This is a genomic window from Micrococcus sp. HMSC31B01 (assembly GCF_001816085.1).
GTDB classification, from domain to species: Bacteria; Actinomycetota; Actinomycetes; order Actinomycetales; family Micrococcaceae; genus Micrococcus; species Micrococcus luteus.
In genome coordinates this window covers 1-1,949 of the sequence record NZ_KV824837.1, presented here as the reverse complement: position 1 = coordinate 1,949, position 1,949 = coordinate 1, and the positions used below count along the sequence as shown (strand labels likewise).

Below are 1,949 nucleotides of genomic sequence, written 5' to 3'. Positions count from 1 at the left end.
CCTCGGCCACGGCGCGGACGTCCGCGACGAGCCGGTCGCGGTCCCCGGCGCGGGCCGCGGCGACGTCGAGGACCATGTCCACCTCGTCCGCGCCGGCGTCGATCGCCTGCCGGGCCTCGAAGGCCTTGACCTCCGAGGCGTTGGCGCCGAGGGGGAAGCCGATCACGGTGCAGGTCAGCACGTCCGAGCCCGCGAGCTCGGCGGCCACCAGCGGCACCCACACGGGGTTGATGCAGACGCTCTTGACCCCGGCCTCGCGGGACTCGGCCACGAGGCGGCGCACGTCCGCCTCCGAGGTGTCGGCCTTCAGGGCGGTCGCGTCGATGTACTTCGCCAGCTCGGCGGTGGTGAGGGAGACGGTCATACCCGCCAGCCTACCGAGGCTCAGCCGCCCACGAGGGCCGTCACCTCGGCCCGCAGCGCCTCGAGCCGCTCGGCGGCCGCGGCCGGGTCGGCGTCCCGGGTGCCGAGGTAGCACTTGAGCTTCGGCTCGGTGCCGGAGGGACGCACGAGCACGCGGGTGCCGGAGTCGGTGGCGAACAGCAGCGCGTCCGTGGGCGGCAGCCCGTCCCCGCCGGCGGCCAGGTCCCGGTGCACGGTGACCGGCTCGCCCGCGAGCGTGGCCGGGGCCTGCTGACGCAGGGCGGTCATGGTGCGGGCGATCAGGGACAGGTCCGCCACGCGGACCGAGACCTGGGCGCTGGGCATGGCGCCGGTGACCGCGTCGACGTCGGCCAGGGCGTCCGTCAGGCCGCGTCCCTGCGCTGTGAGGGCGGCGGCCAGCTCCGCGGCCATGAGGGCGGCCGTGATGCCGTCCTTGTCCCGCACCATGTCCGGGTCCACGCAGTAGCCGAGGGCCTCCTCGTAGCCGAAGCCGAGGTCCGGGGCGCGGGAGATCCACTTGAAGCCGGTCAGCGTGACGTGGTGCCTCACCCCGCTCGCCTCCGCCAGGGCGGCCAGCTGCGGGGAGGAGACCACGGAGTTCGCGGCGCTGCGGCCGGCCGCGTGCAGGGCCGGCATCGCGTGCGCGCCCAGCAGCGTCCCGACGGCGTCGCCCGAGAGCATCCGCCACGTGCGGGCACCGTCCGCGTCGGTGACGGGCGCGGCCAGGGCCAGGCGGTCGGCGTCGGGGTCGTTGGCGATCACCAGGTCCGCGTCCACCTCGGCGGCCAGGGCGAGGGCGAGGTCCATCGCCCCCGGCTCCTCCGGGTTGGGGAACGCGACCGTGGGGAAGGCCGGGTCCGGGGCGGCCTGCTCGGCCACCACGTGGACGGGGCCGAAGCCGGCGTCCTCGAGCAGGCCCGGGACCACGGCGCCGCCCACCCCGTGCAGGGGCGTGTAGACCACGCGCAGGTCGCGGTGGCCGTGCCGGTCGTCGTCGAGCACGCCGAGGGCCGCCGCGCGGTAGGCCTCCAGCAGGTCCGGCCCGGCCACGGTCCAGCCGTCGTCGGCGAGCGGGATGTCTGCGGCCCACGCCGCGTGGTCGATGCGGGCGGCGATCTCCGCGTCCGCGGGGGAGACGATCTGCGCCCCGCGACCCGCCTCGTCCGTGAGCCGCCCGCCGAGGTAGACCTTGTAGCCGTTGTCCGCGGGCGGGTTGTGGCTGGCCGTGACCATCACGCCCGCGTCCGCGCTGAGATGGCGCACCGCGAAGGCGAGCACCGGCGTCGGCAGCGGGTCCGGCAGCAGGACGGTCTGCACGCCCGCGGCCGTCAGGACGGCGGCCGTGTCCGCGGCGAAGGCGGCCGAACCGCGCCGCGCGTCGTACCCGACGACGGTCAGCGGCGGGGCAGCGTCCCGTCCGACGCCGTCCCACAGGTGCGCGGCCAGACCCGCCGCGGTGCGGCGCACCACGAGCCGGTTCATGCGGGACTCGCCCGGGCCCTCCTCGGCGCGCAGGCCGGCGGTGCCGAAGACGAGCGGCCCGGCGAAGCGGGCGGCGAGCGCCG

The 1,949-nt window shown here is 76.9% G+C and carries 2 protein-coding genes; both read right to left on the bottom strand.

What is annotated here, in order from left to right; all coding sequences use genetic code 11:
* Positions 1-364 (bottom strand): deoxyribose-phosphate aldolase (gene deoC, locus HMPREF3105_RS00540; protein WP_070708518.1); only part of this gene is annotated, 364 nt, incomplete at its 3' end.
* Between the two features lie 20 nt (positions 365-384).
* A partial coding sequence (locus tag HMPREF3105_RS00535; protein WP_070708517.1) for a phospho-sugar mutase occupies positions 385-1,949 on the bottom strand: 1,565 nt, incomplete at its 5' end.